The organism is Mesorhizobium sp. M4B.F.Ca.ET.058.02.1.1 (genome assembly GCF_003952505.1).
In the GTDB taxonomy this organism is placed as follows: Bacteria; Pseudomonadota; Alphaproteobacteria; order Rhizobiales; family Rhizobiaceae; genus Mesorhizobium.
Genome location: NZ_CP034450.1, coordinates 5,777,460 through 5,799,176, shown reverse-complemented (window position 1 = coordinate 5,799,176; position 21,717 = coordinate 5,777,460). Strand labels below are relative to the sequence as shown.

The 21,717-nt window shown below is 65.6% G+C and carries 24 protein-coding genes; 22 read left to right on the top strand and 2 right to left on the bottom strand.

Annotated elements, in window-relative coordinates; all coding sequences use genetic code 11:
- Nucleotides 1–6: 6 nt before the first annotated feature.
- Together EJ073_RS28225 and motA are read right to left on the bottom strand one after the other, a co-directional pair.
- The gene (locus EJ073_RS28225) at nucleotides 7–945 is read right to left on the bottom strand and encodes a FliM/FliN family flagellar motor switch protein (protein ID WP_126058497.1); all 939 of its coding nucleotides are present in this window, start codon (nucleotides 943–945) and stop codon (nucleotides 7–9) included.
- A 34-nt stretch (nucleotides 946–979) separates the two neighbouring features.
- Complete coding sequence (gene motA / locus EJ073_RS28220) at nucleotides 980–1,855, bottom strand: flagellar motor stator protein MotA (RefSeq protein ID WP_126058496.1); 876 nt, start codon at nucleotides 1,853–1,855, stop codon at nucleotides 980–982.
- Between the two features lie 178 nt (nucleotides 1,856–2,033).
- On the opposite strand from motA, the gene EJ073_RS28215 reads away from it, so the two are divergent.
- From EJ073_RS28215 to EJ073_RS28110, 22 genes are all read left to right on the top strand, one after another.
- On the top strand, nucleotides 2,034–2,810 hold the full coding sequence (locus EJ073_RS28215; protein ID WP_189347655.1) for a DUF1217 domain-containing protein: 777 nt from the start codon (nucleotides 2,034–2,036) through the stop codon (nucleotides 2,808–2,810).
- 7 nt (nucleotides 2,811–2,817) lie between these two features.
- Nucleotides 2,818–3,540 carry a flagellar basal-body rod protein FlgF gene (gene flgF / locus EJ073_RS28210; RefSeq protein WP_126058494.1) on the top strand — a complete coding sequence of 241 codons (723 nt, stop codon included), beginning with the start codon at nucleotides 2,818–2,820 and terminating at the stop codon, nucleotides 3,538–3,540.
- A 4-nt stretch (nucleotides 3,541–3,544) separates the two neighbouring features.
- Nucleotides 3,545–4,951, top strand: a complete 1,407-nt coding sequence (gene fliI, locus EJ073_RS28205) for a flagellar protein export ATPase FliI (protein WP_126058493.1) — start codon at nucleotides 3,545–3,547, stop codon at nucleotides 4,949–4,951.
- Nucleotides 4,932–5,777 (top strand): hypothetical protein, encoded by an 846-nt coding sequence (locus EJ073_RS28200; RefSeq protein WP_126058492.1) that lies wholly within the window; start codon nucleotides 4,932–4,934, stop codon nucleotides 5,775–5,777. Before fliI ends, EJ073_RS28200 begins: the two co-directional genes overlap by 20 nt.
- Nucleotides 5,778–5,880: 103 nt before the next feature.
- The gene (gene flgB / locus EJ073_RS28195; protein WP_126058491.1) at nucleotides 5,881–6,261 is read left to right on the top strand and encodes a flagellar basal body rod protein FlgB; all 381 of its coding nucleotides are present in this window, start codon (nucleotides 5,881–5,883) and stop codon (nucleotides 6,259–6,261) included.
- Between the two features lie 2 nt (nucleotides 6,262–6,263).
- Entirely contained in the window at nucleotides 6,264–6,683 is a 420-nt protein-coding gene (flgC, locus tag EJ073_RS28190) for a flagellar basal body rod protein FlgC (RefSeq protein ID WP_126058490.1), read from the top strand.
- Nucleotides 6,680–7,012, top strand: coding sequence for a flagellar hook-basal body complex protein FliE (locus tag EJ073_RS28185; protein WP_126058489.1), 333 nt, complete (start codon nucleotides 6,680–6,682; stop codon nucleotides 7,010–7,012). Before flgC ends, EJ073_RS28185 begins: the two co-directional genes overlap by 4 nt.
- A 9-nt stretch (nucleotides 7,013–7,021) precedes the next feature.
- Entirely contained in the window at nucleotides 7,022–7,810 is a 789-nt protein-coding gene (flgG, locus tag EJ073_RS28180) for a flagellar basal-body rod protein FlgG (protein WP_126058488.1), read from the top strand.
- 6 nt (nucleotides 7,811–7,816) lie between these two features.
- On the top strand, nucleotides 7,817–8,365 hold the full coding sequence (flgA, locus tag EJ073_RS28175; protein WP_126058487.1) for a flagellar basal body P-ring formation chaperone FlgA: 549 nt from the start codon (nucleotides 7,817–7,819) through the stop codon (nucleotides 8,363–8,365).
- Entirely contained in the window at nucleotides 8,362–9,603 is a 1,242-nt protein-coding gene (locus tag EJ073_RS28170; protein WP_126058486.1) for a flagellar basal body P-ring protein FlgI, read from the top strand. Before flgA ends, EJ073_RS28170 begins: the two co-directional genes overlap by 4 nt.
- A gap of 3 nt (nucleotides 9,604–9,606) precedes the next feature.
- Nucleotides 9,607–10,185 (top strand): MotE family protein, encoded by a 579-nt coding sequence (locus EJ073_RS28165; protein ID WP_126058485.1) that lies wholly within the window; start codon nucleotides 9,607–9,609, stop codon nucleotides 10,183–10,185.
- Nucleotides 10,182–10,886 carry a flagellar basal body L-ring protein FlgH gene (gene flgH / locus EJ073_RS28160; RefSeq protein ID WP_126058484.1) on the top strand — a complete coding sequence of 235 codons (705 nt, stop codon included), beginning with the start codon at nucleotides 10,182–10,184 and terminating at the stop codon, nucleotides 10,884–10,886. The genes EJ073_RS28165 and flgH overlap by 4 nt, the downstream gene beginning before the upstream one ends.
- Nucleotides 10,887–10,912: 26 nt before the next feature.
- Nucleotides 10,913–11,407, top strand: coding sequence for a flagellar basal body-associated FliL family protein (locus EJ073_RS28155; RefSeq protein ID WP_126058483.1), 495 nt, complete (start codon nucleotides 10,913–10,915; stop codon nucleotides 11,405–11,407).
- Nucleotides 11,404–12,135 (top strand): flagellar type III secretion system pore protein FliP, encoded by a 732-nt coding sequence (gene fliP / locus EJ073_RS28150; protein ID WP_126058482.1) that lies wholly within the window; start codon nucleotides 11,404–11,406, stop codon nucleotides 12,133–12,135. Before EJ073_RS28155 ends, fliP begins: the two co-directional genes overlap by 4 nt.
- A 234-nt stretch (nucleotides 12,136–12,369) precedes the next feature.
- Nucleotides 12,370–13,254, top strand: a complete 885-nt coding sequence (locus tag EJ073_RS28145) for a flagellin (RefSeq protein ID WP_126058481.1) — start codon at nucleotides 12,370–12,372, stop codon at nucleotides 13,252–13,254.
- Nucleotides 13,255–13,500: 246 nt separating this feature from the next.
- Complete coding sequence (locus tag EJ073_RS28140) at nucleotides 13,501–14,385, top strand: flagellin (RefSeq protein WP_126058480.1); 885 nt, start codon at nucleotides 13,501–13,503, stop codon at nucleotides 14,383–14,385.
- Between the two features lie 132 nt (nucleotides 14,386–14,517).
- Nucleotides 14,518–16,179 carry a flagellar basal-body MS-ring/collar protein FliF gene (fliF, locus tag EJ073_RS28135; RefSeq protein WP_126058479.1) on the top strand — a complete coding sequence of 554 codons (1,662 nt, stop codon included), beginning with the start codon at nucleotides 14,518–14,520 and terminating at the stop codon, nucleotides 16,177–16,179.
- A gap of 3 nt (nucleotides 16,180–16,182) precedes the next feature.
- Nucleotides 16,183–16,809, top strand: coding sequence for a hypothetical protein (locus EJ073_RS28130; protein ID WP_126058478.1), 627 nt, complete (start codon nucleotides 16,183–16,185; stop codon nucleotides 16,807–16,809).
- Nucleotides 16,806–18,221: a MotB family protein gene (locus EJ073_RS28125; RefSeq protein WP_126058477.1), complete on the top strand. Its 1,416-nt coding sequence runs from the start codon at nucleotides 16,806–16,808 to the stop codon at nucleotides 18,219–18,221. Before EJ073_RS28130 ends, EJ073_RS28125 begins: the two co-directional genes overlap by 4 nt.
- Nucleotides 18,218–19,687, top strand: a complete 1,470-nt coding sequence (locus EJ073_RS28120) for a chemotaxis protein MotC (RefSeq protein WP_126058476.1) — start codon at nucleotides 18,218–18,220, stop codon at nucleotides 19,685–19,687. Before EJ073_RS28125 ends, EJ073_RS28120 begins: the two co-directional genes overlap by 4 nt.
- Nucleotides 19,684–21,078: a flagellar hook-length control protein FliK gene (locus EJ073_RS28115; RefSeq protein ID WP_126058475.1), complete on the top strand. Its 1,395-nt coding sequence runs from the start codon at nucleotides 19,684–19,686 to the stop codon at nucleotides 21,076–21,078. The genes EJ073_RS28120 and EJ073_RS28115 overlap by 4 nt, the downstream gene beginning before the upstream one ends.
- A complete protein-coding gene (locus EJ073_RS28110) occupies nucleotides 21,008–21,598 on the top strand; it encodes a transglycosylase SLT domain-containing protein (RefSeq protein ID WP_245455392.1) in 591 nt (196 codons plus the stop codon). The genes EJ073_RS28115 and EJ073_RS28110 overlap by 71 nt, the downstream gene beginning before the upstream one ends.
- Nucleotides 21,599–21,717 lie beyond the last annotated feature (119 nt).

Here is a 21,717-nt window from a genome sequence, read left to right as displayed (position 1 = left end):
CCGGCGTCAGCCCGGCATCAGCCCGTCGATGAAATCCTGTCCGGCATCGTAGGGATGCCGGACGCGGACGGTGTAATTCTGGCCGAGCTTGCCGAACTCGCAGACGAACAGCGTCTTGTCGCGCGCGCTGAGCCGCGCATGCGATTGCGCCGTCTCTTCGAATTCGATGATCTGCCCGACTTCGAGGCTGGCGAGGTCGCCGAGCGTCAGCCGGGCGAGCGGCATCGTCGCCTCCAGCGTTACTGTCGAGCGCATCACTTCTTCGGAGAAGCGCGCCCGCCAGTCCGAGCCGGCCGTGTGATCGTCGTCGTGGGCGCCGGCCGCGCCGCCACGGGTCGCAAGCAGGATGCGCTGCGGGATCATCACCGTGACAGTGCCGCTGTCGGTCGGCGTCGAGATGCCGAACAGCATGCGGACCGCCGCCCCATCGCGCAGCACCCGCCGCTTAGCCTCCATGCCGGACATTGCCCGCTGCACCGGCAGCCGCAATTCGAGCGAGCGCTTGCCCGATCCATTGAGCGCCTGCGCCACATGCTGGATCACCGTCGTCGCCACATCGGTCTCGATCTGTGACAGCTCGCGTTCGATTGGCGAGACCCGCGCGTCCGGGTCCCCGCCGAACAGGGCGCAAACCACGACGGCTATGGCCTGAGCGTCGATCACCAGGGTCATGGCGTCGGCCGAGGTCGGCGATGGAACGATGACCATGGCGAAGGTCTCGCCGGCATCGGCGCGTGCATGGGGAACCCGGCTCACCTCGACCGCCCGCAGATCCACCGTAACCGGCGCGCCAAGCTCGACGGCAAGGCTCTTCTGCAGCAGCGGCACGGCGCGTTCGGCCATCGCCCGCCCGGCACCAATGACATGACCGGCCTCGCCGCTGTCGCCGACGAGACGTTCGATGATCAGGGAACGGGTCTGCGACGGACTGCCCGGACTGGTCATGATGGCGAGCGGCCCTGGCTGTCTTGACGCATGCTCAGGCCGCCTTCTTTTCGGCCGTGCCGGTATTCATCGTGCTCTGCTCGACGGCGTCGATCGTCGGCCGCTCGTAGGATGAGATGGTCTTGCGGCCGAACTCGATCGCGACCTGCGGCAGCGCGCCGTTCATGTAGGCAAGCAGCGTCTGCTTGACGATGATGTAGAGGCGATTCTTCTTCTCGCGCACGGTCTTGATCTTGGTGGCGACGGGCCCCACCACGCCATAGGACAGGAAGATGCCGAGAAAGGTGCCGACGAGCGCGGCGCCGATCAGCCCGCCGAGGATTTCCGGCGACTGGTCGAGCGCGCCCATCGCCTTGACCACGCCGAGCACCGCGGCGACGATGCCGAGCGCCGGCAGGCCGTCGCCGACCGCCACCATCGCGTGGTAGGCCTTCAGCTTGTCGGTCCTGATGGTCTGGATCTCCTCGTCCATCAGCGCCTCGATCTCATGCGAACGCGCATTGCCGATGATGATGATGCGGCAGTAGTCGCAGATGAAATGCGTGAGATCGTGGTTCTTCAGCACCGTCGGGAATGCCTGGAAGATCGCCGATTCCTCGGGATTGTCGATATGCGCCTCGACCTCGCTGCGCGACTTGGAGCGCAATTCGCGCATCAGGCTGTGCAGAACGCCGAGCGTCTCGAGATAATCCCGTTCCTTCGGCACCGCCTGCTTGAACGCTTCGAGAATGCCCTTGCCGGTGTCCTTGACGGTCTTCATCGGGTTGGCGACCAGGAAGGTGCCGAGCGCCGCGCCGCAGATGACCACCGCTTCCCAGGGCTGCATGAGCACATGCAGATGACCGCCCATGGCCATGAAGCCGCCGAGGACGCAGCCGAGCGTCACCACCAGTCCGATCAGAATGCCCACGCAAGATCCTTCCGCATGTCACCGCAGGTCCCAACCGATAGTCCCCGTGCCTTGTGTGAGGCTTGAATCGACGAGGCTTCAACCCGCGAGGTCCGGATCGCGGGTTGCGGGGCCGATTCAGCTTCGCGCAAGGAAGTGACTGTATTTTCCTGGAATAGCTTCGCCGGAGGCGCACAGCGTGTTGAACACTTATACGAGCTACCAGCTTATCGCCAAGGACATACCCAAGGCGATCGATCAGGTTGAGGCGCAGCCCGTCGTCAAGCGCGATACCGACTACTATCTCGCCAATATCGGCAACATCAAAACCATCGATGACTTCGTCAAGGACACCCGCCTGTTCACCTATGCCATGAAGGCATACGGCCTGGGCGACATGGCCTATGCCAAGGCCTTCATGGTCAAGGCGCTCAAGGAAGGCGTCTCGGATTCGGACAGCTTCGCCAACAAGTTGAGCGACAAGCGCTACGCCGCCTTCGTCAAGGCGTTCAACTTCGCCGCCTATGGCTCGACCGCCACGCTCTTTCCCTCCGCCCAGCAGGGCACGGTCGACAAATACATGCGCCAGACCCTGGAGGAGAATGCCGGCGAGACCAATCAAGGCGTGCGGCTGGCACTCTACTTCCAGCGCAAGGCGCCCGACATCACCAACTGGTACGACGTGCTGGCCGATACGGCACTTTCGAGCGTGGTGCGCACCGCGCTCGGCCTGCCCGATTCCTTTGCCTCGGCCGACATCGACAAGCAGGCGCAGTTGTTCGAGCAGAAGCTCGACATCGCCGATTTCAAGGACACCGACAAGCTGAACAAGTTCCTGACCCGGTTCACCAGCCTGTGGGAGATCAACAACCCCACCTCAACGGCGCAGACATCGGTCAGCGTGCTCTTTGCCCAGCCGACCACGGTCGGCATCTCGACCGATCTGATGATGGCCATGCAGAAACTGAAGTTCTGAGAACACCATGCAGGACAGCCTCTACGTCGCCCTCTCCTCGCAGATCGCGCTCGAGCGCCGGCTCGACACCATCGCCGACAATGTTGCCAATGCCTCGACCATCGGCTTTCGCGCCACTGGCGTGAAATTCGAGGATGTCGTCTCCGGCACTGGTCCGAAGTCGGTCTCCTTCGCATCCTCCGGCAAAACCTATCTTTCGACGGCGCACGGTTCGATGACCGAGACCGGCAATCCTTTCGACTTCGCCATCCAGGGCGATGCATGGTTTGCCATCGAAACGCCGACCGGCACGGTGATGACCCGTGACGGCCGTTTCTCGATGAACGAGAACGGCGAGTTGATGTCGATCGAAGGCTATCCTGTGCTCGACGGCGGCGGCGCTCCGATCCAGCTCGATCCGCGCAACGGCCCGCCCAAGGCCGGCGCCGACGGCTCGCTCCGACAGAACGACCAACTGGTCGGCGCCATCGGCCTCTACAATTTCGATCCCGGGCAGAATTTCGTCCGCTACGGCAATTCCGGCATCGTGCCCGCGCGGACGCCTGAACCTGTCACCGATCGCTCCGACGTCGGCGTGGCGCAGGGCTTCCTCGAGGAATCCAACGTCAATCCGGTGCAGGAAATGACCCGCCTGATCATGGTCCAGCGCGCCTTCGAGAATACGGCGGCGCTGATACGGCAGACCGATGCGACCACCGACGACGCCATCAAGACGCTCGGTTCCAAGTAGCGGCATGTCGACCAGCCTGCCCTCGCTACGCGCCCTTGAAAGGCAGCCTGATGCAGCACCCCGCGACCGGCTTGCCGCGTTGGAACGCGTCCTGCGCCGCTTCGATAGCGCCGCGTCCCTGCTCCGGCGCGGCGGCCGCGTCGCCGAGATCTCGCCGACCCATTACAAGGTGCGCGGCCTTTCCGACATCGCCAGGCTGGGCGACATTGTCGAGCAGCGCGGCCATGCCGGCGCGCGGCGCGGTGAAATCGTCAAGATCGGCCGTGACGAGGTGGTCGTGGCCCCGTTCGAGCGCAGCGCCGATGCCGGCATAGGGGATGCCGTGTTTCGGCGCGGGCCGCTGGCGGTGGCGCCGCATATCTCGTGGCGCGGACGCGCCATCGACGCGCTCACCCGTTCAATCGACGGCGGCCCGCCGCTGGAAAGGTCCGCATACGCCCCGGGCGAGGACGCCACGACGCCAGGCGCCATGGCGCGACAGCGCGTCGGCACCGCCTTCACGACGGGGGTCAGGGTCATCGACATCTTCACCCCGCTCTGCTTCGGCCAGCGCCTCGGCATCTTTGCCGGTTCCGGCGTCGGCAAGTCGACGCTGCTCGCCATGCTCGCCGGAGCGGACGCCTTCGACACGGTCGTCGTCGCACTGATCGGCGAGCGCGGCCGCGAAGTGCGCGAATTCCTCGAGGATACGATCGGCGCCGAAAGCATGGCCAAGACCGTGGCCGTGGTTGCCACCAGCGACGAGAGCGCCATGATGCGCCGGCGCGCCCCGGACACCGCCATGCGCGTCGCCGAGCATTTCCGCGACCAGGGCCACCGCGTGCTCCTGGTGCTGGATTCCATTACCCGCTTTGCCCATGCGCTGCGCGAGGTGGCGACCGGAACCGGCGAGCCGCCGGTCGCGCGCGGCTATCCGGCCTCGGTGTTCACCGACCTGCCCAAGCTGCTCGAGCGCGCCGGGCCTGGCGCCGAGGGCAAGGGGTCGATCACCGCCATCATCTCGGTGCTGATCGACGGCGACGACCACAACGATCCGGTTGCCGATTCCGTGCGCGGCATCCTCGATGGCCATGTGGTGCTCGACCGCGCGATCGCAGAACAGGGCCGCTATCCGCCGGTCAATCCGCTGTCGTCGATCTCGCGCCTGGCCGACAAGGCCTGGAGCGCCGAGCAGCGGATGCTGGTGACCAGACTGAAATCGATGATCTCGCGCTTCGAGGACACGCGCGACATCCGCTTGCTCGGCGCCTACCAGGGCGGCGCCGACGCCGAGCTCGACATCGCCGTGCGCCAGGTGCCGCTGATCTACGAGGCGCTGACGCAGTCGCCGAAGGACCGCGCGTCCGTCGATCCGTTCGCCGACCTCGCCCGCTACCTGAAGGGAAAGCAGAATGGCGATGCAGGAGAGTGAGCGCCAGTACACCGAGCGCCTGCTGCGCGAGATGCTCGACGACGCCAGGGCCAAGGAAGACGCCAGGGCTGAGGAAGCACGGTCCGCCACAGCAAAGGCCGCTCGCGCTATGGCCGCCAAGGTCGCGGTCAGGACCGGGGCCGTCCTGGCCAAGGCGGCGAAGCCCGCTCTCCCGAGGACCGCCGGGCCCGCTAGGACCGTCGGGGATGATTTGCCCAAGGCTTCCCAGGTTGAGGTCGCCGAGACGATACAGGCAAGCCGCGATTCACTGATCGATGACCTGTTCTCGCGCACGGAATGGCCCACGCCGCCAAAGGCGGAATTTCCGCGGCTGGGCAAGAAGCCTGACCGGCGCAGCGATTTTGTCGTCGCCGCGCTCGGCGTCACGCTCGGTCTGATCTGCGCGCTATTTCCCTGGTACATCTTCTTCAATCAGGAACAGTTCGGCGTGCAGGCCATCAAGTTCGGCGGCAGCGGCACCAATGCCGGACGCGTCAGCGGCGGCTCGCAAATGGAAAATCCCGGCCAGCCGCTGACGGCCAAGGATGTTCCCGATGTCGACTTGTTCGCCACCGGCACGCTGCAGGACCCCGAGGACCCCGCCACGGCTCCGGGCGTCGACCAGCAGCCCTTTCCGGCGGACCCCAAGTTCCGCATGGTGCATGTCGCCAACGGCCGCGCCATGATTGAGGACGACGCCGGCCTGTGGATCGTCCAGCGCGGCTCGAAGCTGCCGGACTCCAGCATCGTCTCGTCGATTGAGCAACGTGGTGGCAAATGGGTCATGGTCACCAGCACCGACCAGGTGATCGAACTCTCCAAATAGCGGCGCGCGGGCCAGTAGCACGGCGCTGCGCCATGCCCGGCCCCGCGCAAGGTCCGCGCAAGACTGGCGGCCTAATCTTTGGGAACCCCGCCCGGAGATTCCCATGGAGCCCGTCACCCTTTTCGATCTCGCCACCAAGCAATCGCAGTGGCTGGCCGTGCGCCAGTCCGCAATTGCCTCCAACATCGCCAACGCCAATACGCCGGGCTACACGGCGGGCGATGTCGAGCCGTTCGAGAAGGTCCTCGACCGTACGGCGGTATCGCTGCAGGCCACGCAGGCCGGGCATCTCGGCACCCAGGCGACGAATGCCGGCTTCACCGTCAAGCCGGAGGAAGCCACCGGCTCGATCATGCCGTCGAAGAACACGGTGGCGCTGGAAGACGAACTGATGAAGGCCGGTGAGGTCCGCCGCTCTTTCGAACTCAACACCGCGATCGTCAAGGCCTTCCACTCGATGATGATGATGGCTGTGAAGAGCTGACCATGGACGCGCTTACCGCAGCCCTCAAAGTCGCAGCATCCGGCCTTGGTGCCCAGTCGGAGCGCCTGCGCGTGGTGTCGGAAAACCTCGCCAACGCGCAGTCGACCGGCACCACGCCGGGCGCCGATCCCTATCGCCGCAAGACGATCTCCTTTGCATCCGAGCTCGACCGCGCCACCGGCGGCCAGCTTGTCGAGGTCAGCTCGGTAGAGCGCGATCCATCCGATTTTCCGATCGAGTTCCAGCCCGGCAACGAAGCCGCCGACGAAAAGGGCTACGTCAAGATGCCCAACGTCAACGTGCTGATCGAAATGGCTGACATGACCGAGGCCAATCGCTCCTATGAGGCCAATCTCCAGGTCGTCAAGCAGGCGCGCGATCTGATTTCCATGACCATCGACCTGATGAGGAACCAGCAATGATCAGCGGCATCGGCAGCATTGGCGCGCTCAAACCGGCAACCGAAGGCGCCGGTGTGGCGACCGACGCCCTCCAGGGCATCGTCGCGCCGACGACAGCGACCGAGACGGTCGGCACATCCTTCGCCGAGGCGCTGAGCCAGGCAGCGTCGAAAACCGTCAACACCTTGCAGAATGCCGAGCAGGTGTCGATCCAGGCGCTGCGCGGCGACGCCGACACTCGCCAGGTGGTCGACGCGGTGATGAGTGCCCAGCAGGCCCTGCAGACGACCATCGCCATCCGCGACAAGGTTGTCTCCGCCTACCTCGAAATCAGCCGCATCAGTATCTAGGACCGCGTCATGAAAGCACTTGCCATCGCCGCCACCGGCATGAACGCCCAGCAGACCAACCTGGAAGTTATCGCCAACAACATCGCCAACATCAACACCACCGGCTACAAGCGCGCTCGCGCGGAATTCTCCGACCTGCTCTATCAGGTCGACCGCACGCAGGGCGTGCCCAATCGCTCCAACACCTCGCTGGTGCCGGAAGGTGTCTCGATCGGCCTCGGCGTCAAGACGACGGCGGTGCGCAACGTCCATACCCAGGGCGAGCTGACAAGCACCGGCAACAGCTTCGACCTCGCGCTGACCGGCCGGGGCTGGTTCCAGATCGAGGGTGCCGACGGCGGCACGCTCTACAGCCGCGCCGGCGCCTTCAACACCAACGCCACCGGACAGCTGGTGACGGTCGACGGCGCCAATGTCTTCCCCGCCATCACCGTGCCGACCGACGCGGTCGAGGTCATCGTCAACAAGACGGGCCAGGTCTTCGCCCGCATCGACGGCCAGACCGATCTCCAGCTTCTCGGCCAGCTGCAGCTCGCCAACTTCTCCAACGAGGCGGGGCTGGCGCCCCTCGGCGACAATCTGTTCCAGGAGACGGCGGCTTCCGGCCCGGCCAATGTCGGCGTGCCCGGCGACCCCGGCTTCGCCACGATCGAACAGGGCTACCTGGAATCGTCCAACGTCGATCCGGTCAAGGAGATCACCGAACTGATCTCGGCGCAGCGCGCCTATGAGATGAATTCGAAGGTCATCCAGGCCGCCGACGACATGGCCTCGGTCGTGTCCAAGAACATCAGGTAACAGATCATGCTTGCGCCGGCCCACCGCTCCCTGCTCCGCCGCGCCGCGCTGGCTCTCGCGCTGGTGGCCGGCGGCGTGCCGGCGTTTGCCCAGGAAGCCGGCGACAATCAGGCCGGCAACCAGAACGCCAGTCAGCTCGCAGCCCGCAATACCGGTCAGGCCGCCGGCGATGTCGTGCTGATCCCCAACCGGGTCATCTATCCCGGCGAGACGATCGACCTTGCCGCCCTGAAGCAGGTGACGCTCGTTCCCGGCAAGCACAAGCCGGAGGCCGTCGCCACCCTCGCGCAGGAACTCCAGGGCAAGGTCGCCAAGCGCACGCTGCTGCCGGGCCGCTACATTCCGACCGCCGCCATCCGCGACGCTTGGCTCGTCGAACAGGGCGCTGCGGTGCAGATCTATTTCACCGCCGGCGCCCTGACCATTTCGGCTTCCGGCGTTACCCTGCAGCCGGGCGCCGCCGGCGACCTGGTCAAGGTCCGCAATGTCGACAGCGGCAAGATCATATCCGGCACGGTGATGGGCGACGGCACCATCATGGTCGGCGCTTCATGATGCGCGGACTTGCCTTTCTTCTGGCGGCTGCCCTTGGTCTGCAGCCGGCGTTGGCCGACGGGCTCGCACCGAAGGCCAAGCGCGAGCTTGCCGCGAAGAATGGCGGCGCCTTCAATGATCCGGAATATGACCCGGCCACCACCACGCGGATGTTCCGCGTTTCGACCGGGCCAAGCACGCTGCCGCCGGGCCAGGTCGCGGCGCGCATCAAGGACATCGCCCAACTGCAGAGCGCGCGCGACAACCAACTCGTCGGCTACGGCCTGGTTATCGGCCTGGCGGGAACCGGCGACAGCCTGCGCAATTCGCCCTTCACCGAGCAGTCGATCCGCGCCATGCTGGAGAATCTCGGCATCGCCACCGAAGGCGGCAGCGCGCGCGCCAAGAACGTCGCCGCCGTCATCGTCACTGCCAACATGCCGCCCTTCGTGCAGTCGGGAGCCCGCATCGACATCGACGTTTCCTCGATGGGCGACGCCACCTCGCTTGCCGGTGGCACGCTGGTGATGACGCCACTGAAGGCGGCCGATGGCGAAATCTATGCCGTCGGCCAAGGCTCGGTGATCGTGGGCGGTTTCACCGCCCAGGGCCAGGCCGAGCAATTGACGCAAGGTGTGCCGACCGCGGGCCGCGTCCCCAACGGCGCCATCGTCGAACGCGCGGTGCCAGCCGAGTTCGACGATCAGGGCGTGCTGACGCTGCAATTGCGCAACCCCGACTTCTCGACCGCCATTCGCATCGCCGACGCTATCAACGATTACACCGCGCAGCGTTTCGGCATGCGCGTCGCGGCCGAGCGCGATGCCCGCACCGTCCAGATCAGGCGGCCGAAGAACGTCTCGGCGGCACGCTTTTATGCCGAGATCGAGAATCTGGTCGTGGAATCGGACACGCCGGCCCGCGTCGTCATCGACGAGCGCACCGGCACCATCGTCATCGGCAACAACGTCAAGATCTCGCGCGTGGCGATCAGCCACGGCACGCTCACGGTGCGCATCACCGAGGCGCCGAAAGTCGTCCAGCCCGAGCCCTTTTCCAAGGGCGTGACCGCTGTAGAGCCCTTCACCGCCATCGAGGCCACGCGGCCCGACGCGCGGGTCGCAGTGCTCGACGGGCCGAACCTCGAAACGCTGGTTTCTGGCCTCAACCGTCTTGGCGTCAAGCCGGACGGCATCATTGCCATCCTGCAAGGCATCAAATCGGCCGGCGCCCTGCAAGCCGATCTGGTCCTCCAATAGGCCATGCCGATGATCGCTCCCCGCCAACCGAACCGCAACGCCAGGCCGGCGTTGATTGCCCCGGCCCTCGCCGTCATGCTTCTTTCTGCCGGCGCAGCCCGCGCCGAAGAGGCCGTGCGCCAGGTGCTGCCCGGCGGGCAGGCGCCGGCTGCAACCCAGCAGATGACCCGGGAGAAGGCGCCGGACGAAAGCGAGATACAGCGCTTCTGCTCCAACATCGCCGACGCCGCCCGCGATCGCCGCTACGCCCTGCAGGCGCAGGAGCTGAAGGAGCTGCAGGCCGGCATCGACCAGCGCATGAAAGCGCTGGAGGACAAACGGGCCGAATACGAGCAATGGCTGAAGCGCCGCGAGGTGTTCCTCGCGCGCGCCGAGGACAGCGTTGTCAAGATCTATGCCGGCATGAAGCCGGACGCCGCGGCCGAACGCCTGGCGATGGTCAATGTCGAACTGGCCGCCGCCATCCTGATGAAGCTGGATTCGCGCAAGGCCGGCGTCATCCTCAACGAAATGGACCAGAAGGCGGCCGCCGCGCTTACCGGCATCATGGCCAGCGCGGCGCGAAGGACAGATCCGTCATGATCCGCAAAATGCTCATCCTCGTCGGAGTCGCGGCCTTGTCCGGCTGCGGTACCGATCTCAAGGAGGTCGGCAGGGAACCGGCGCTGTCGCCGGTCGGCTCCGGCATCGGCAATGGCGCGGCCGCGCCTTACAGCTATCCCGAGCCACCGGCGGCGCCAGTCAAGAAATTCTCGCTGTGGGACGATCGCCAGAGCCGCTTGTTCACCGACCCAAGGGCGCTGCGCGAAGGCGATATCCTCACCGTCAACATCAAGCTAAACGACAAGGCCAACTTCAAGAACCAGAACGACAGGAGCCGCACCGCCGCGCGCAAGCTCGGCTATGATGTCACTCTGGGATGGGAGGGCAACAGCACGAGCGGTAAGGGCGACGCCGGCCTGAGCTCCAGCACCGAAACCAACGCCGACGGCGAAATCAAGCGCTCGGAGAACCTGGAGCTCAACGTCGCCGCCGTCGTCACTGAGGTCTTGCCCAATGGCAACCTGATGATCAGGGGTTCGCAGGAGGTACGCGTCAACTACGAGCTCAGGGTGCTCACCATTGCCGGCATGGTGCGTCCGTCCGATATCGGCGCGGAGAACACCATCTCCTACGAACGCATCGCCGAAGCGCGCATCTCCTATGGCGGCCGCGGCCGAGTCAGCGAGATCCAGCAGCCGGCCTATGGCCAGCAGGTCCTCGATCAGGTTCTTCCCTTCTAAAACGGGCAGGCTCGGGAAATTACGCCATGGCCAATGTCGAGCAAGTCGGGCAGAAGAAGGGACCTTCCCTGGTCATCCAATTGGCCATGCTCGTGGCGGTGACGGCCGCCGCGATCGGCATGGGCTGGCTGTCCGGCGGCTATCTGAAGGGCACCGATGCTCCGGCGTCGGTGCCGGTGGCTCCGGAAAACGAAGGCAATACCGAGAGGCCGGCCGAGTCCGGCAAGGAAGCGGCCGGACCGACGCTTGTCCAGCTTGCGCCGATCACCACCAATCTGGCGTCGCCGGCAGAGGTCTGGATAAGGCTGGAGGCGTCGGTGTTCTACGACACGCCGCAGCCGGCGGAGATGACCGAGCAGATCCGCCAGGATCTGCTGGCGCTGGTGCGCACGCTGAAGATGCATCAGATCGAAGGCGCCAGCGGTTACCAGCATCTGAAGGCCGATCTCGAGGAGCGTGCCGCCATCCGCAGCGGCGGCCATGCCAAACAGATTCTGATCAGGACATTGCTGCTCGAATGAGAAAATACCTTCTCGCCGCCACGCTCCTGGTCCTTGCCACCTCCGTCGCCGCGGCCCAGCAGCTGGATCTCGGTGCCATCGGCAAGGCCGACGGCACGACCGTCGGCTACCTGATCCAGATGTTCGGCCTGCTCACCGTGCTGTCGGTGGCGCCGGGGCTTTTGATCATGGTGACGAGCTTCACCCGCTTCGTCATCGCCTTCTCGATCCTGCGCGCCGGCATCGGCCTGCAGTCGACGCCGGCCAACCTGATCCTGATCTCGCTGTCGCTGTTCATGACTTTCTACGTCATGGCGCCGACTTTCGATCAGGCCTGGAACACCGGCGTCAAGCCGCTGATGGACAACCAGATCACGCAGGCGGAAGCGTTCGAGAAGATCTCGGACCCGTTCCGCACCTTCATGCTGCACAATGTGCGCGACAAGGATTTCGACCTCTTCGCCGACCTTGCCCGCGAACGCGGCCAGACCGTCTCGCGCGACACCGTCGACCTGCGCATCCTGGTGCCCGCCTTCATGATCTCCGAAATCCGGCGCGGTTTCGAGATCGGCTTCCTGATCGTGCTGCCGTTCCTGGTCATCGATCTGATTGTCGCCACCATCACCATGGCGATGGGCATGATGATGCTGCCGCCGACCGTGGTGTCGCTGCCGTTCAAGATCCTGTTCTTCGTGCTGATCGACGGCTGGAACCTGCTTGTCGGCAGCCTGGTGCGATCCTTCACCTGACTTGTCGATATTGATCGCCAGCCTTGCCTGACTGGCGCCGCGCTGCCGCGCCCAGATTTCCTGCAATATATTTTCGGTTAACCGTCGCGTTTAGGCCTTTGGTAGGGACTTGCCAGCATAGTCCCCCAGATGGCGGGTGATCTCAATCAACGATCATTGGCATGATGCCGCACCGTCATACCGGAAAAGCCGGTATGTCAAAAAAACACGTGTAAAATCAAGGTACGAGTAGCCATGTCCAGTATCATGACCAATTCCTCGGCGCTGACCGCGCTGCAGAGCTTGAACAACACCAACAAGCAGCTCGAGACCACCCAGTCGCGTATTTCGACTGGTTACCGCGTCGCCACCGCCTCCGACAACGCCGCCTACTGGTCGATCGCCACCTCGATGAAGTCGGACAACAAGGCGCTCTCGGCCGTACAGGACTCGCTCGGTCTCGGCGCCGGCAAGGTCGACACCGCCTACACCGCCATTAACGACGTCAAGGACCAGGTCGACCTGATCAAGTCCAAGCTGGTCACCGCCCGCGGCGCCAGCCAGGAAGACCAGCAGAAGATCGCGACCGAAATCAACGCCATCCAGGCGCAGATCAAGTCGTCGGTCACCAACGCCAACTTCGCCGGCTCGAACCTGCTGCAGAACGACGGCCTCGCCGCGTCCGACCTTAAGATCGTCGCTTCCTACAACCGCACCGGCGCGACCGTCACCATCGACACCATCGACGTCAAGGCTGCGGACACGCAGGTCCTCGACGTCGCCGGCACGGGCGGCATCGTCGGCGGCCTTCTCGCCACGACCTTCTTCGATCCGAGCTCTGCCGCTGTCGCCGACACTGCCATCGACACCGCGCTCGGCAGCGTTGAAACGGCGCTTGGCAAGCTGTCCACCGGTGCCGCATCGCTCGGTGCCGCCAAGTCGCGCATCGACACCCAGAAGAGCTTCCTGTCGAACCTCTCGGACTCGATCGACAAGGGCGTCGGCTCGCTGGTCGATGCCGACATGAACAAGGAATCGACCCGCCTGCAGGCCCTCCAGGTCCAGCAGCAGCTCGGCATCCAGGCGCTGTCGATCGCCAACGGGAATTCGCAGTCGATCCTGTCGCTCTTCCGCGGCTGATCGCCTCCTGAACTCCAGTCATCTGCATCGGGCCGCGCCATCAGCGCGGCCCGATTTTCATTTGTGAAACCCTTGTCATTTTCCCTCGCCAAAGCATGGCTTTAACGCGCCATTAACGATGTCGCGCTAGTTATGGTTAACCATTCACTTATGACGGGCAGACCAGTTGGTCGACAGGCATGACGCCCCCGCCAAACGGGTTGACCGGCATGCGTAAGGCATGCCTGCTTTGAGAAGGGGTGTACCTTGGCAAGTATCATGACGAACGCCGCGGCGCTGACCGCGCTGCAGAGCCTAAACGCCACCAACAAGGCGCTTGAAACGACGCAGGCCCGCATCTCGACTGGCTACCGCGTCGCCACCGCTTCCGACAACGCCGCCTACTGGTCGATCGCTACCAGCATGCGTTCCGACAACAAGGCGCTGTCGGCGGTGCAGGACGCACTCGGCCTCGGCGCCGGCAAGGTCGACACCGCCTACACCGCCATCACCGACATCAAGGACCAGGTCGACGCGATCAAGGCCAAGCTGGTCACCGCCCGCGGCGCCAGCCAGGACAACCAGCAGAAGATCGCGACCGAAATCAAGGCCATCCAGGAGCAGATCAAGTCGTCGGTCACCAATGCCAGCTATGCCGGCTCGAACCTGCTGCAGAACGACGGCCTCGTCGCCTCCGACCTGCAGATCGTCGCTTCCTACAACCGCACCGGCACCACCGTCGCCATCGACACCATCAACGTCGCGGCCGCCGACACGCAGGTTCTCGATATTGCCGGCACGGGCGGCATCGTAGGCGGCCTTCTCGCCACGACCTTCTTCGACCCGAGCGCCGCTGCGGTCACCGACACCGCAATCGATACGGCGCTCGGCAGCGTTGAAACGGCGCTTGCCAAGCTCTCGACGGGCGCGGCCTATCTCGGTGCCGCCAAGTCGCGCATCGACACCCAGAAGAGCTTCCTGTCGAACCTCTCGGACTCGATCGACAAGGGCGTTGGCGCCCTGGTCGACGCCGACATGAACAAGGAATCGACCCGCCTGCAGGCGCTGCAGGTGCAGCAGCAGCTCGGGATCCAGTCGCTGTCGATCGCCAACGGCAACTCGCAGTCGATCCTGGCCCTGTTCAAGAGCTGATATTCCGGCTGATCTTTCCATTGCATCGAAGGCCGCGCCGCAAGCGCGGCCTTTTGCCTTCCGCCTATCATCCTCGCACAAGCTTCGCGGTCTAGTGTTCCGACGGACAGTCATGCTGGGAGCCGTTGGAACGTGCCGGAACAGATCCAGAGCATCATCTCGAATCTCAGGGCATTTGGCGTCAAGCGCCTCGCCATGCTGGGCGGCATCGCGGTGCTCGTCATGACCGTCATCGGCGTGGCCTCGATCTATCTCAACCGTCCCGCCTACGAGACGCTCTATGTCGGGCTCGAGCGCTCCGACGTGAACCAGATCGGCCTGGTGCTGGGCGAGGCCGGCATCGGCTTCGATGTCGGCGCCGACGGCACCTCAGTGCTGGTGCCGGCCGGCACCACCGCGCAGGCTCGCATGATGCTCGCCGAGAAGGGCCTGCCGACCAGCGCCAATGCCGGCTACGAGCTGTTCGACAATGTCGGCTCGCTCGGCCTGACATCCTTCATGCAGCAGATCACAAGGGTGCGCGCCCTGGAGGGCGAGATCGCGCGCACCATCCAGTCGATCGCCGGCATCAAGGCGGCGCGCGTCCACATCGTCATGTCCGAGCGCGCCAATTTCCGCCGCGACGAGCAGCAGCCCTCGGCCTCGGTGGTCATCCGCTATGCCGGTATCGACGCCGAAAAGAGCGCCATGTCGATCCGTCACCTGGTCGCCGCCGCCGTTCCCGGCCTGGCGGCCGACAAGGTGACGGTGCTCGATTCCAATGGCAACCTGCTGGCCGCCGGCGACGACCCGTCCAACACCAGCGCGGCCCGCACGCTGGGCGTCGAGCAGACGGTCGAGGCGCAGATCGGCGACAACATCCGCCGCGCGCTGACCCCCTATCTCGGCCCCGACAATTTCCGCGCCAGCGTCAAGGCCGACGTCAACACCGACACCCGCCAGACCGAAGAGACGATCTTCGATCCGGAGTCCCGCGTCGAGCGCTCCGTCCAGTCGGTGCGCACCAACGAGAACAGCAATCAGAAGCAGGCCTCGACCCCGACCAGCGTCGAGCAGAACCTGCCCGAGACCCAGGCGGCCAGCACCGAGGGACCGCAATCGACCTCGCAGAACGACCGCAAGGAGGAGATCACCAACTACGAGATCAACTCCAAGAAGATAGCTACCGTCTCCAACGGCTATACGGTCACCAAGATGTCGATCGCCGTTGTCGTCAACCAGCAGCGCCTGGCGACCATTCTCGGCAAGGACGCCACGCCCGAGCAGATCGCCAAGCGCGTCGCCGACATCCAGAAGATGGTGGCCTCGGCCACCGGCTTCGACGACAAACGCGGCGACGTCATCGACGTCTCCGCGGTCGAGTTCATCGACGGGCTCGACGGCGAGCCGATCGAGCAGCCGGGCATCATGGCCTCGATCGGGACATATACCGGCACCATGATCAATGCCGGGGCCTTCATCGTCGTGGTGTTCCTGGTCGCCTTCTTCGGCTTGAGGCCGATGGCCGCGGCCCTGACGGCGTCCGCCAAGCCGGCCATCGCCGGCCCGAGCTTCGACGAGGTCCAGCGCTCGCTGCCGACGCCCGAGCCCGCGGTGGCGGCGATCGGTTCCGACGGAACCGCCGCGCAGGCCGGCGCGCTGCCGGGCGGCCGCCCGGGCACCACCCCGCTTGACGACCTTCGCCAGAAGATCAGGCCCGCGCCGCAGGAGCGGCTCGCCCGCATGGTCGACCTTAACGAGGAGCGCACCGCGCAGATCCTGCGCAAATGGGCCGCCCAGGAAGTCGCCGGATAGACCATGCCCTCAGCAGCCCTCTTCGATCTTCTGCCCGATTTCGGAACCCGCAGTCCCCGCGCCGGCCACCCGCAGGCCGCGGCCGAACCCGAACGCAACCCGGACGAACCCGCGCCTCAGGCAGACATCGGCACTTTGATCGCCGAAGCGGTCGCCGATGCGGAAACGGCGCTCGAGGCGCGCCTCGCCGCTGCCCACCACGCCGCGCTCGACGCCGAGCGCCAGGCCAACGCCGACGAGGCAAAGGTCTTTCTCGAAGGCTTCGGCGGCGATGTCGGCCAGGCCGTCGCCACGCGCATCGATGCCATGGAGGCGCGTGTCACCGAACTCGTCGGCGCCACCCTTGCCCGCATCATCGGCGGCATGGTCAGCGATGACCTGCAGAAGCGCTCTCTGGACGCGCTTGCGCGCACGATCCGCGAGGCCGTCGCCGACTCCGAGGCGGTGCGCATCGCCGTGCGCGGTCCGCTGTCCCTGTTCGAAACGCTGGCGGCCTCGCTCGACACGCGCGCCTCCCAGCTCGATTTCGTCGAGTCGCCCGGCTTCGACCTGGCCGTCGTCATCGACGAGGCGGTGTTCGAGACGCGCATCGCCGAGTGGTCGGCTTCGCTGTCCGAGGTTCTCTCATGAGCGCTGTCGATGCCGGTGAGGCCAGGCACGAGATCATCATCGTCAAGCGCAATCATGACGGTCACGACGACGGTCATCATGGCGGCGTCTGGAAGATCGCCTTCGCCGACTTCATGACCGCCATGATGTGCTTTTTCCTGGTCATGTGGCTGATCAATGCCGCCAACGAGCAGACCAAGGCGGCCGTCGCCAGCTACTTCAATCCGGTCGAGCTGATCGACCGCAATTCCAGCCGCAAGGGCCTGGAGGACCTCGGCGACGGTCCGAGCAAGGTTGGGCTGACGGCCGACAACCCGCAGGACGGCGCCAGCAAGGCCGGCGAGGACGGCAAGGGCGGGGCCGGATCCTCGGATCGCAGGCAGACGAAGGAAGCCTCGCAGAACTCCGACCTTTCCGACGAACATTTGTTTGCCGATCCGTACGCCGTGCTGTCGGAGATCGCCACCGATACCGGTGTGATGCAGAATGTCAGCGCCAAGGGCGAAGGCGGCGCGCAGAATGCCGGCCCGGCGACCGGCGCTTCCGGCGGCGATTCCTACCGCGATCCCTTCGCGCCGGACTTCTGGTCGCAGCAGGTTGCCGCGCCCGGCGCCGAGGCAAGCGCCGAGCGCGCCAAGATCGATGGCGATCCAGCAAAGCCTGGCGAAAAGGTCGCTGAGACTCAGGTGCCGAAGGTCAAGGCCACGCCGCCGGTGATCGACGCGCCGCTCGAACCCCTGGCGAAAACGGCTCTCGACAAGGCGGATGCCAAGCCGGAGACGGCAAAGGCTGAAACCGCGAAGGTCGAAGCCGCCAAGGGCGAGGCTGCAAAAGGCGAAGCTACTAAGGGCGAAGCGGCGGCAGGCGAAGGCACCGAGAACAAGGAGCAGGCCGAGACCGCAAAGCCGGAAGCCGCGAAGGCCGAAGCGGCGGCAAGACCCGATGTCGGCGAAAAGGCGCCGAGCGCTGCCACCGTCGCGGCGGCAGCCGAGGTCAAGCAGCAGCTGGCCGAAGCCTTCAAGCCGGGCGACAAGCTGCATGACGGCGTCTCGGTCGAGGCGACCGACAAGGGCGTCGTCATCTCGATCACCGACCAGCTGGATTTCGGCATGTTCGAGATCGGCTCGGCCTTGCCGCGCCGCGAGCTGGTGCTGGCCATGGAGAAGATAGGCCGCATCGTCAACAGCCAGAAAGGCACGATCAGCATCAACGGCCATACCGATTCACGGCCGTTCCGCAGCGACACCTACGACAATTGGCGCCTGTCCACCGCGCGCGCGCATTCGGCCTATTACATGCTGGTGCGCGGCGGCGTCGACGAGCGCCGCATCACCGAGGTCGCGGGCTTCGCCGACCGCCAGCCGAAGGATGCGGCCGATCCGCTGGCGGCCGCCAACCGGCGTATCGAGATCCTGATGGCGACGGGCGGATGAGAGGTGCGACCGTCATCGGCCGCGCCATCGGCCTGCTGCTGCTGAGCGCCGCGGCGCCATCGGCGGGCATTGCCGAGGAGGCCCTGCAGCCGTACCAACTGGTGCGTTCGCTGCAGCTCGTGCAGGACCGCATCGCCGCCGGCGACCACGCGGCGCTGCCGATGCAGGCCAAGCTGCTCGAAATGACCGATGCGCGTCTGCGCGCGGCGGATGCGGCGGATTTCAAGGAACCGAAGAACTTTCGCGCCCTGCTCGTCTACGGCATGAGCGGCGGCAATCCCGTCACCGTCGAGGCTGCCGCCTCGCGTGCCGAGACCGACCCGCAAAGCCTCGCCATCGCCAGGGGCATCATCAGCTATCTCAACGGCCGGCCGGCCGAGGCGATCGAAACGCTTAAGCCGATCGACCCGATGGCGCTGCCCACCGACCTCGGCGCCTTCCTGGCGCTGGTCAAGGGCTCGCTGCTGGCCACCGAACAGCCGGCCGCGGCGCTCGCTTTGCTCGACAATGCCCGCCTGCTCAGCCCAGGCACGCTGGTCGAGGAAGCAGCGCTTCGCCGCTCGGTCGGCATTGCCGCGCAGCAGGGCGATGCGGCGCGCTTCGCACTCGCCTCCACCCAATATGTCGCCAGCTATCTCCACTCGCCCTATGCCAGCCAGTTCGCCGATTCCTTCGTCTCCGGCGTCATTCAACTGCACATGGCGGTCAGCCAGGACAAGCTGGCCGACATCACCTCGATGATGGATCCCGAGCGCGAGAAGGTGATCTATCTGCGTATCGCCCGCCGGGCGGCGATCGACGGTCTGACCGCGCTCTCCACCTTCGCCTCGGCCATGGCTGAGAAAGGCCGCGACGGTAACGGCAATGAGGACGACCCGCGCGCCCAGCTCTATTCCAGCCTGTCCACGGTGACTTCGAGCACCATCGACGATGTGCGCGCCAAGCTGAAGAAGATCGATCGCGGCAAGCTCTCGGAAAGCGACCGTGCGCTGCTCGATGCCGCGCAAGCCGTCGCCGGCGAAGTTGTCGCGCGGCCGGCGGTCCCGGCCGTCGAGAAGCCCGACACCGACGCCGCCAAATCTGCGCCTGGGAAACCCGCCGCCGAGATCGCTGCGGCGGAGAGACAGGAAGACGCTGACTTGCCGCCGGTCGAGGGCGCGATGTCCGAGCAGCCGGCGGTCGAGGCCTCCGCTTCCGCAACGAAACCGGCGGACGCGCAGCCCTCGGCATCGTTCGCCCCGGATATGCCGGCCCCGGCAACGGCCGCGCCGTCGGCGCCGGAGCCGGCCGCGGCCGAAGCGCCGGCAGTGGCAGCGGCATCTGCCGGGACGGCGGCGGCTCAGCCCTCGCCGACGCCGGAATCGTCAGCCGGCCTCGATCCGCAGGACGCCACCGACGCCGCGATGTTGCAGACGCGCCGCCAACTCAACAAGATCGACCAACTGCTTGGAGCAGCTCCCAAATGACCTCCAGCCTCGGCCATGCCCTCACGGGACTTGTCTCCACAAACGTGACGTCCAAGTCGGCGGCGCCGGCGGCGAAGAACGAGGCCACGAGCTTCGGCGACCTGCTGCGCGACGCCGAAAAGCAGTCCGCCCAGGAAAACCAGCAACCGGCCGAGACTGGACCCCACGATGCGCGATGGAACCGGCGGGCGTTTGCCAACGCCGGCAAGGCGCAGCCTGACGGCAACGCTACGGCGACGACCGCCGCGCCAAAGCCGCCAGCCGGCAAGGCCGTCGACAGCGATGCCGATACTGATACGGACAAGGCCTCGAAGGAGACCGACACGGCCGCGCGGAGCGCAAATGCGAGCCCACTTCAGGACAGCCTGCCATTGCTGATGGCGCTCAACGATATCGGCCGCTTCCAGGCGTCGGCCAAGGCGGGCGGACAGGAAGACGCCGGCGATGGCCAGGCGAGTGAGCCGGCGCCGGACGGCCAGCCGCCGGCTCAGTTGCTCTCCACCTTGAAGAAATCGGACGCAACGCCCGGCCTCCAGATCCCTGATCCCGGTGCATTCTCGCGATCCGAGCGCGCCGCGAGCGCCGAAGACTTCCCCGGGAAGCTCCGGCAGCCGGAAGCCATCAGAGCCGTCTTCAAGGACCTGCCGCGCCGGGACGATGGAGCCGCATCGCCACCGGAGGACCAGACGCCCGCGGACGTGCCGGCATCGCCGGCAAAGCGATCTGCGCCGTCGTCGAAAGCCCTTGACGCGATCCGTTCGGCCACGCCTTCGGAACAGGCAAAGCAGTCATCGTCGGCCGCACGCATCGACGTCGTCGCCGAGCAGAGCTTCCCGGCTCCGGCGCAGAACCCGCTAAGTCAGACGGCATCGGCGCTGATCGACGCGCTGGCCTCGGACAAGGGTCTGCCGCAGGCGTTTTCGACCACCTCGACAGGCTCGCAACCGGCCGCTTCTGTTGCCATTCCGACACATATATTGAAGATTGAGCTTCACCCTGCCGAACTCGGCATGGTCACCGCCAGCCTGCGGCTTTCCGGGGACCAACTTTCGATTGAGCTGAAGCCGGAAACGCACGAGGCGCACCGCCGTCTCACCGCCGACAGCGAGGCGATCACCAGGTCCTTGCGCGACCTTGGCTTCGACGTCGACACGGTCACGGTGATGCAACCTTCGATAGCAACGCCAGCCGCCGCGCGCGTCGACGCCAACAGCTCGCTGCCGATGTCGCCAGGCCGCGAGCAATCCGCCTTTCAGCCCGGCAACTCGAGCGGCAACAATGCCGGCTCCGGCGGTCAGCAGCCGGGAAGGAACAACAGCAATGACACACCGGACAGCGGCCGCGCTGCTTCGCCTGCTCGCGAGCGCACTGGCGACGGCATGTTTATCTAGCGCCGCCATCAGCGCCGCGAGCGCCGCCGCCAATCCTTGCGAACCCGAGATCCTGCGCGCCGCCGACCGCTACGGCGTGCCGGCCGGCATCCTCTATGCGGTTGGCCTGACGGAAACCGGAAACAAGGGCAGCCTCCAGCCTAACGCTATGAATATAGAAGGAAAAGCTGTTTTTCCGCGGAGCCGTGCCGAAGCCATGGCGACGTTCGAGAACGCCCGCCGCGAGGGCAAGACGCTGATCGATCTCGGCTGCATGCAGATCAACCATCACTATCACGCGTCGCATTTCCGCAGCGTCGACGACATGCTCGACCCACGCCAGAATGTCGACTACGCGGCGCGCTTCCTGGCCAGCCTGCATGCCCGCCACGTGACCTGGTCGATGGCGGTGGCCCGCTATCACGCCGGCCCCGACAACGACCCCGCGCAGAAGGTCTATGTCTGTCGCGTCATCGCCAACATGGTCGCCACCGGCTTCGGCAAATGGACGCCCAACGCCCGCGCCTTCTGCAATCCATAGATGCATGGTCACTCACGGGCGCACAGGATCTTTCTGACCTCGCGGCGCCTGCCGCTTCGCTCGAAACGGCAAGCGTCGACACACAGTCGATAGACCCATGCGACCGCGCTTATTTTCGG

Bases quoted from the DNA above. Each gene is read 5' to 3' on its own strand.
- EJ073_RS28225 (WP_126058497.1), bottom strand. From the start codon at position 945: ATGACCAGTCCGGGCAGTCCGTCGCAGACCCGTTCCCTGATCATCGAA.
- flgF (WP_126058494.1), top strand. From the start codon at position 2,818: ATGCAGGACAGCCTCTACGTCGCCCTCTCCTCGCAGATCGCGCTCGAG.
- fliI (WP_126058493.1), top strand. From the start codon at position 3,545: ATGTCGACCAGCCTGCCCTCGCTACGCGCCCTTGAAAGGCAGCCTGAT.
- EJ073_RS28200 (WP_126058492.1), top strand. From the start codon at position 4,932: ATGGCGATGCAGGAGAGTGAGCGCCAGTACACCGAGCGCCTGCTGCGC.
- flgB (WP_126058491.1), top strand. From the start codon at position 5,881: ATGGAGCCCGTCACCCTTTTCGATCTCGCCACCAAGCAATCGCAGTGG.
- flgC (WP_126058490.1), top strand. From the start codon at position 6,264: ATGGACGCGCTTACCGCAGCCCTCAAAGTCGCAGCATCCGGCCTTGGT.
- EJ073_RS28185 (WP_126058489.1), top strand. From the start codon at position 6,680: ATGATCAGCGGCATCGGCAGCATTGGCGCGCTCAAACCGGCAACCGAA.
- flgG (WP_126058488.1), top strand. From the start codon at position 7,022: ATGAAAGCACTTGCCATCGCCGCCACCGGCATGAACGCCCAGCAGACC.
- flgA (WP_126058487.1), top strand. From the start codon at position 7,817: ATGCTTGCGCCGGCCCACCGCTCCCTGCTCCGCCGCGCCGCGCTGGCT.
- EJ073_RS28170 (WP_126058486.1), top strand. From the start codon at position 8,362: ATGATGCGCGGACTTGCCTTTCTTCTGGCGGCTGCCCTTGGTCTGCAG.
- EJ073_RS28165 (WP_126058485.1), top strand. From the start codon at position 9,607: ATGCCGATGATCGCTCCCCGCCAACCGAACCGCAACGCCAGGCCGGCG.
- flgH (WP_126058484.1), top strand. From the start codon at position 10,182: ATGATCCGCAAAATGCTCATCCTCGTCGGAGTCGCGGCCTTGTCCGGC.
- EJ073_RS28155 (WP_126058483.1), top strand. From the start codon at position 10,913: ATGGCCAATGTCGAGCAAGTCGGGCAGAAGAAGGGACCTTCCCTGGTC.
- fliP (WP_126058482.1), top strand. From the start codon at position 11,404: ATGAGAAAATACCTTCTCGCCGCCACGCTCCTGGTCCTTGCCACCTCC.
- EJ073_RS28145 (WP_126058481.1), top strand. From the start codon at position 12,370: ATGTCCAGTATCATGACCAATTCCTCGGCGCTGACCGCGCTGCAGAGC.
- EJ073_RS28130 (WP_126058478.1), top strand. From the start codon at position 16,183: ATGCCCTCAGCAGCCCTCTTCGATCTTCTGCCCGATTTCGGAACCCGC.
- EJ073_RS28125 (WP_126058477.1), top strand. From the start codon at position 16,806: ATGAGCGCTGTCGATGCCGGTGAGGCCAGGCACGAGATCATCATCGTC.
- EJ073_RS28120 (WP_126058476.1), top strand. From the start codon at position 18,218: ATGAGAGGTGCGACCGTCATCGGCCGCGCCATCGGCCTGCTGCTGCTG.
- EJ073_RS28115 (WP_126058475.1), top strand. From the start codon at position 19,684: ATGACCTCCAGCCTCGGCCATGCCCTCACGGGACTTGTCTCCACAAAC.
- EJ073_RS28110 (WP_245455392.1), top strand. From the start codon at position 21,008: ATGACACACCGGACAGCGGCCGCGCTGCTTCGCCTGCTCGCGAGCGCA.